General features: G+C 60.2%; 7 protein-coding genes. All 7 read right to left on the bottom strand.

Annotation, left to right across the window (positions count from 1 at the left end; all coding sequences use genetic code 11):
• Positions 1 to 23 precede the first annotated feature (23 nt).
• The 7 genes from SB772_RS26630 to SB772_RS26600 all read right to left on the bottom strand — a co-directional run bounded on the left by SB772_RS26630 (position 24) and on the right by SB772_RS26600 (position 5,661).
• Positions 24 to 881 (bottom strand): hypothetical protein, encoded by an 858-nt coding sequence (locus SB772_RS26630; protein ID WP_410836161.1) that lies wholly within the window; start codon positions 879 to 881, stop codon positions 24 to 26.
• Between the two features lie 201 nt (positions 882 to 1,082).
• A complete protein-coding gene (locus tag SB772_RS26625; RefSeq protein ID WP_410836160.1) occupies positions 1,083 to 1,274 on the bottom strand; it encodes a helix-turn-helix transcriptional regulator in 192 nt (63 codons plus the stop codon).
• Between the two features lie 48 nt (positions 1,275 to 1,322).
• The gene (locus SB772_RS26620) at positions 1,323 to 1,832 is read right to left on the bottom strand and encodes a hypothetical protein (protein WP_410836159.1); all 510 of its coding nucleotides are present in this window, start codon (positions 1,830 to 1,832) and stop codon (positions 1,323 to 1,325) included.
• A gap of 8 nt (positions 1,833 to 1,840) precedes the next feature.
• Positions 1,841 to 2,842: a hypothetical protein gene (locus tag SB772_RS26615; protein ID WP_410836158.1), complete on the bottom strand. Its 1,002-nt coding sequence runs from the start codon at positions 2,840 to 2,842 to the stop codon at positions 1,841 to 1,843.
• Between the two features lie 710 nt (positions 2,843 to 3,552).
• Positions 3,553 to 4,257 carry a hypothetical protein gene (locus SB772_RS26610; RefSeq protein ID WP_410836157.1) on the bottom strand — a complete coding sequence of 235 codons (705 nt, stop codon included), beginning with the start codon at positions 4,255 to 4,257 and terminating at the stop codon, positions 3,553 to 3,555.
• A 175-nt stretch (positions 4,258 to 4,432) separates the two neighbouring features.
• Positions 4,433 to 5,320 (bottom strand): hypothetical protein, encoded by an 888-nt coding sequence (locus tag SB772_RS26605; RefSeq protein WP_410836156.1) that lies wholly within the window; start codon positions 5,318 to 5,320, stop codon positions 4,433 to 4,435.
• Positions 5,317 to 5,661: a hypothetical protein gene (locus SB772_RS26600; protein ID WP_410836155.1), complete on the bottom strand. Its 345-nt coding sequence runs from the start codon at positions 5,659 to 5,661 to the stop codon at positions 5,317 to 5,319. The genes SB772_RS26605 and SB772_RS26600 overlap by 4 nt, the downstream gene beginning before the upstream one ends.
• Positions 5,662 to 6,000: the final 339 nt, after the last annotated feature.

Genomic DNA, 6,000 nt, shown 5'->3' with positions numbered 1-6,000 from the left:
ACTGCCTCATCGCTGGGCGCCGATCACCGCCTGATCGCTGGTAGGCACTCCCCAGGGTGCCATTGCCGGGCGCTTACCGAGATTTCCGTAATTTCGACGCTTACTCTCTCTGACGCGTTGTCTAAAAAGGCATACCACTGTTGCTCAAAGTTGGCGGCAACCGCCTCCAGAAACCGCTCTCCTCCAAAAGAAATTGGATCGCCCGTGAAGCAGACCTGGAGTTCGCACAATTCCGTCGTCCCCAGCTCAATCAGGCGCTCGTGAAACTCGCGCAACATATTCACCACCACATAGGCCCCCGCTTCAGCAAGCAGATCGCTCAGGCCAATGCCACGGCATTTAGGCTCGACAAAAACTGACCCAACTTCGATCTCAGCTTCGGGTGCACTTCCGCCGCCGTAGTAACCCAAGTTTGACGTTAGTGTGCAGAATCCGACCGCATCGTTTCCTGAGCACAACACGAAACGATACCGAACAGTTGCTGACGCGTATCCGTCCTCAGCCACCACACCGTCGACGCTCGCGTCCGGCCACATGCCGGACCTCTTGCTCAGGTCAAAAGGCGTCAGAAACCTCCCTTCGAAGCAGGACGACTCGTCAAGCTCACGTGCAGCGTGGAGCTTCTTGGAAAGTGCTCGCATCGTCGCGCGCTCCGTCTTGCCCGGTGCGCAATTCGAGAAGACCGCCCACTCCCACTGTCCATTCGGATCGCCCACCGCGGCGAATGGAGCCCTCGCCCCCTCTATTACTGAGAACGGCAACGACAACGCATCCTCGACTGCATCATCCAGCCGCGTTCCTGCGGCCAGATCTTGCGCGCACTCGTCGGCCAACGTGCTCGTTGCCGCGTCGAGCCCCACCTCCATGCTGTGCTTCGTCATCCCTCTCCTCCTTGAAAACCCCGCCCAGCGATTGCGGGCGGACAGACACCGACCACTACATGGCCGCGGCCAATGACCTGGATCGCACTCTCAAACGAAGCGCCCTCGTTACTTGAACCTGGGTTCCGAATGTCACCGCTTAACCACCCGCCCCCGAACTGCCGGCGTTTCCCTCGCGCTTGCATGCTCAACGCGCACCGATTAGAAATCGGCCCCAATCGGCTTGCGCGTGGCCAGCCAGGCACTAACGTCGGATTCAAGCCACCCGACGGCCCGCGCTCCAAGTCGCACCGGGCGGGGAAACAGATCCAGCTTGACCCACTCGTAGATCGTCGTCTTTTTCACGCCGACCATCTCGAGCACCCCAGGCAGACGCAAAATCTTGTCATTCATTCTGTTCTCCTCATCGTTAGCTTTAACGCTCGAGACCCAGGAAGGCCTCTACTCGATAAATGTGTTCACGCCAAATGCCGCAAGTAAATCGGACGGAACCATCCCCACCGAAAGCGAAAGCGACTCCAAAGGCGATTCCGTCGTAGTTGTTTGCGGCGCGGGCATGTGCTCCAAGCGTTCCCGCACGTCTAATCCCGCAGACTGGTTGTGATGCCGGCGTAACGCTTCCTCCGCAAATCGCTTCAGAAGCGTCGCCCGAGCGCGAGGATCGCGTTCCATCTCAAGGGTGGCATAAAGACTGGGAAATTCTTCCTGCCGAATCGCCACTCGTATATCGAAGCTGCGGCATTCATGTCCGGCCTGAGGAACCGTCGCCATCGGCGACCGGTCCAGTCCGAGGCCAGGCGCTTCGATGGACGCTGCGCGAGCGCCGTCCTCTGCCAGGCGCTTAAGCCATCCAGCGCGTGCTCGAGGATCGGCAAAGGCGGAAAGTTCGGCGACCAGCCTCGCGTATACGGGACCACGAATCACCACTGTCAATGTGAGCGGCGTCTTCATCGCGTGACTCACAATATGCGTTGTTCGCCGAAGAGCACGAACCCGATCGCGTTGGTCAACCGTCCCTGCGGCAACTCGATGAGACGATTCCTTGGAAACGCCATCGCCAGCGCTTCGCGGTACAGCGGGCCGCCGCCTCCGGTCAGGACCAGTGTCAAATCCTCCGCACTGCGCACCTTGGCACGCAGTGCGCGCGCTGTCTCGACCGCGTGCGCTTTCCCGCGCTCGAGGTAGCGCGTGATGTCGACCGCCTGACCGAACGCCAGCAGCGAAGTCCCGTTGCGCAACGCCACCTCGATCGCGTCGACGCCCTCAAACGGCTCATCCGGGTCCGCCGACAGGGCCTCGGCCATCGCACGGTAGATGTGGCTTGCCCCGCCTGGCCGGCCGCCGCTGCGGTCGTACTGGATATTGAACCCTTGAGATGAAACGATCCAGTCGGCAGTGTAGTGGCCGATGTCGACCAGACAGATGGTTGTGTCCACGAGCGACGCATCGCCCTGCGCGACCACCGTGAGCAACGACCCCACTGGCTGAGGTACAACGACAACCCGCTCCACAAACACCGAGTGGCCTCCGAATGAAAGCATGCCTCGGAACGTCTTCTGAAGCGTCTCCGCATATCGCGCGAACGTGTGCACGGGCAGCCCCAGAACTAACGTCGAGACATGGGTCGCGTCGAGGTGGGCAAGCGTCGCGCCGACCAGCGCACAGTATTCGGGACGACCGGCAAAATCATTCGCCTCGTTGCGCTCGCCAATCGCTTTCCCGACTTGCGAATTCGCGTCGACGTCGACGTCAAACAGTTGCCCATCGACGGCAACCGTCTTAATGGAACTACTCGCCTGCGCACGACGCAGGGAACTTGCAAGCGCTGAGTCGATATGGGGCAATGCGACTGAGCGAAATGAGCCCGTACGAATGCGGCCGGTTCCATCGCGGAACGCCCACTTCGTGAACCCATGCCCCGGGTCCAACCCTAAATTAGAAAAATGCACCGTGTCCTCCAACCTGTATGTCAACCACCGCCGAGTCACGGTTGGCAAAATTGCACCACCCGGCAACCGGCACCAGGACCTTCGCCCGCACCCGGCATCGGGCGTCAAGGCAGTCCAATAACGAACAACAACCACAGGAACCACGAACCGCTCAGTACAACGAGAGAGATCACACCCGATTGGGTGGCGGATGCCCGCAGGCAACCTGAAACGCGCATGGCTGCGCGTGAAAACCTTCTGGATTTCTGGTCCGGCGCGAAGACACGGCGCAAGGGATCGATTTCGAACGCGCACCGTACGGAGGCGCAGAATTGATGGCGTGCCCGGTCAAGACACGTTGTGGTCGTTGAGGTGGCGCTAAGCCCGTTGCGAAGGAGAAGTTGCGAAGACGAAAAAGCCCGCGACCGCTATCGCGGTCCGGGCTTTCTGGGGCGGCACTCGACGCGGTCGCGTCAAGATAGGCTGCCTACGCACGCCTCCGAACATGGTTGTCCGGCTGACGCGACTTTCCTTTGATTGATCTACACTTGGTGCCCGTTGATGCGGGCGGAGGGAAAAAGCTGCCGAGTGAACGGCTCGGGGTCAAGTTTACGCCACTTCGCGCAAGAAGAACAGGCCACTCTTCTAACTTCCTTCACTACTATTGTTTCTATCCGTCGCACCACGTGCCATTCCCTCATCTAGGCGGAACGCAAGCGGATCGAAACGAACATCACCGAACGTCAGCGAATATCCCGCTCGGAATGATTGGATTCCGAATTGATCTTCCGCCTGCTGGCAACCTTCTTCCTCAGTTTAAGCACAACCTCGGTTCGCGCATGACCCAGTATTAACCCGGCCCCCGGTGGGCTGTGCGGGGCATTGAAAGTCTCCGCCTCAAGAAACCACTGGAGGTCGCAACGCCTTAAGGTGGGAACCAGATCCGGACGGCCATCGCGCCGCGCTTCCATGCCGGCGTGCCGGGCCGCCTGTCGGACCGCTGCGGCCACTGACACGATTTCCTCCTCGGCGACTTCGCCGTGGTCCACACAGCCTCCCAAGGTCATCGCACGCATCGTTTGCAGAACGCCGTCGGGAAGATAGCGCACCACGAGCGTGACCATCTCCGCCCGAATGGCACGGTCCTGAGTGAATGCCACCCACGGACACGCCCGCGCCGTCAGCCCTTCCTCGACGGCCCAGCGCCAGATCTGACGCAGCCGTCGAATAAGGCTCTCAGTCCGGACCCGACCGACGCCCGACATCGTGCGAAACGTCTGAGCGGCAGCCGCACCCAGATCAGCAACAAGGGGATCGCCGATTTCCTGCATGGATTGAACGAGCAAGCCTATTTCCTTATTGAAGACCCGGCGCACCTTGATCGCTCCAGGCCGGTGGCGTTCTCCGAATTCGATTATCAGCCACGAGACCCGGATCGGATCGGGCACGACTGTCGAGGCGCGCCTCACCTCCAGCCAATGTGCATACGCCGTTTGCCAGTCGGAGCCAAGCGAGACCTCAGAGCCACTCGCCGGATTCCGGATGGCAAAGCGAGCTTTCCCGGCCGGGCCACTCCGTATGATCAGGCCCGGCGGGTGAATTAAATACTGGTCCATAGGAGTTCTAACGTGGTTGGAAGTACTCGAAAATTGGCCGAAAATGGCCGAGTTCAACGCTGACCAGTTGGACTGCCTGCATGAATTCGTAGCCAAGGGCCATCAGTTCGCGGACACGCCGCTGCGCATAGGCATGCCGCAAACCATGTGCGCCAGTAGAGTGCCCCAAGGCTCTCAAGCTAGCGGAGCTGTAGCTCTGGCTGAATGCCTGACCGCCACCAATGTCGTAAACGGACTCACGACGCACCCCCCTGTCGATAATAATCCCAGGTGTCGAACGTCGGCGTTTTTCCAGTGCGTCAGCCAGACAGCGAGACAGTGCAGCGGGCCGACGCAGTCCGCCCTTACCAGGCGAAACCATCAGCACGACATCCTCGCGGCCAAGAAACATTGATTCGCACCAGGTGCGATGGCCCGAGGGTTCAATCTCGTCCCAGCGGCGCAACATAGTCAGCTCCGAGGCCCGCAGACCGGCATCGTATGCGATTAGTGTAGCGAGCGCGTTCTTCTCGTGTTGATGGGATGCGATTGCAGTCACTTCATCCCACTGCGTAGCGCGCCCCTGCCGCACGGTCTCGATCAGGCTCTCCACGGGTGGCAGCCAAAGCGAGAGCACCCGACTCAGAGCAATACGGGTTGTATCTACATCGGACTGGACATGAATTTCTGCGTACTCCTGCATAAACTCCATGACCTCGCGCTCGAGATAGGGACCATCAAGGTCAAGACCGTTTTCTTCGCGCCATTCCAGAAAACGCCGCTCGGCCTGCACGGTCACGCGTTCGGTGCCGATCGACGTGATGATGACGCGCCGATTCTCGCCCAACTCGGATTTCGGCACCCCATGCAAGGCAATGGACTTGCGAATCTCACTGATTGTTTTCGATTTGCTCATTTTTTGTATCGCTCCATGCCATCAACGATGCCCCAGACCACCATCCGACGCTGAATGGTTGAGATAGAGAAGTGACGTCCAGACCTGCGCTCGATCAGACGCGCCAAGCGCGCGTACGTGTAGGCCGAACGATTCCGGGCACGCGCGCGCCGGCGGATATAACTTTCCACAATGCTGCGACAGGCATCGAGCGCCGAGCCGCGTCGGCGCCGTCGCCGTACCAGCGGGCGCGTATCACGCACTGGTGCCGTCGGATCGGCTGGTGGGGCATCCACCGTCGGCAGTACCACATAACGCCTCTCCAACTGAAGGGTCAGCGCGGAAATGATCGAACTCGACATAAGCACCCCGTGTAGGTAAGCGAGTTGAAACATGGATACGGGAACGACAGGCCAAGCACGCGGTTGGCCAAGTAGCCACACGCGGTGATGCGAACAATCAGGAGGGTTTTCTAGGCTGTGACGTCGAGGTCACGCAGAGCAATGGCGAACGCTGGCGCAGCCATCATGGCGCCAATGCGAGCCCTAGTCTCGCGGCGAACGGATGGTCGACCCAGCGTTTTTGTTTGACGGGAATTTCGGAAGGGAATCGCCGCCCATAGCGAGCACGGCGCAACGGCTACCAAGCCGCGGCGCTCGCCAGAAGCCTGCCTGACACGTGCAGGATCGCCGGGAGTGCCG

The sequence above is a fragment of the Paraburkholderia sp. SIMBA_030 genome (genome assembly GCF_046535245.1).
GTDB lineage: Bacteria > Pseudomonadota > Gammaproteobacteria > Burkholderiales > Burkholderiaceae > Paraburkholderia.
The sequence above is the reverse complement of the archived record's forward strand: the minus strand, read 5'-3'. Positions and strand labels throughout refer to the sequence as shown.

Coding starts and splice junctions, on each gene's coding strand:
- SB772_RS26625 (WP_410836160.1), bottom strand. CDS start 1,274: ATGAATGACAAGATTTTGCGTCTGCCTGGGGTGCTCGAGATGGTCGGC.
- SB772_RS26600 (WP_410836155.1), bottom strand. CDS start 5,661: ATGTCGAGTTCGATCATTTCCGCGCTGACCCTTCAGTTGGAGAGGCGT.
- SB772_RS26620 (WP_410836159.1), bottom strand. CDS start 1,832: ATGAAGACGCCGCTCACATTGACAGTGGTGATTCGTGGTCCCGTATAC.
- SB772_RS26605 (WP_410836156.1), bottom strand. CDS start 5,320: ATGAGCAAATCGAAAACAATCAGTGAGATTCGCAAGTCCATTGCCTTG.
- SB772_RS26630 (WP_410836161.1), bottom strand. CDS start 881: ATGACGAAGCACAGCATGGAGGTGGGGCTCGACGCGGCAACGAGCACG.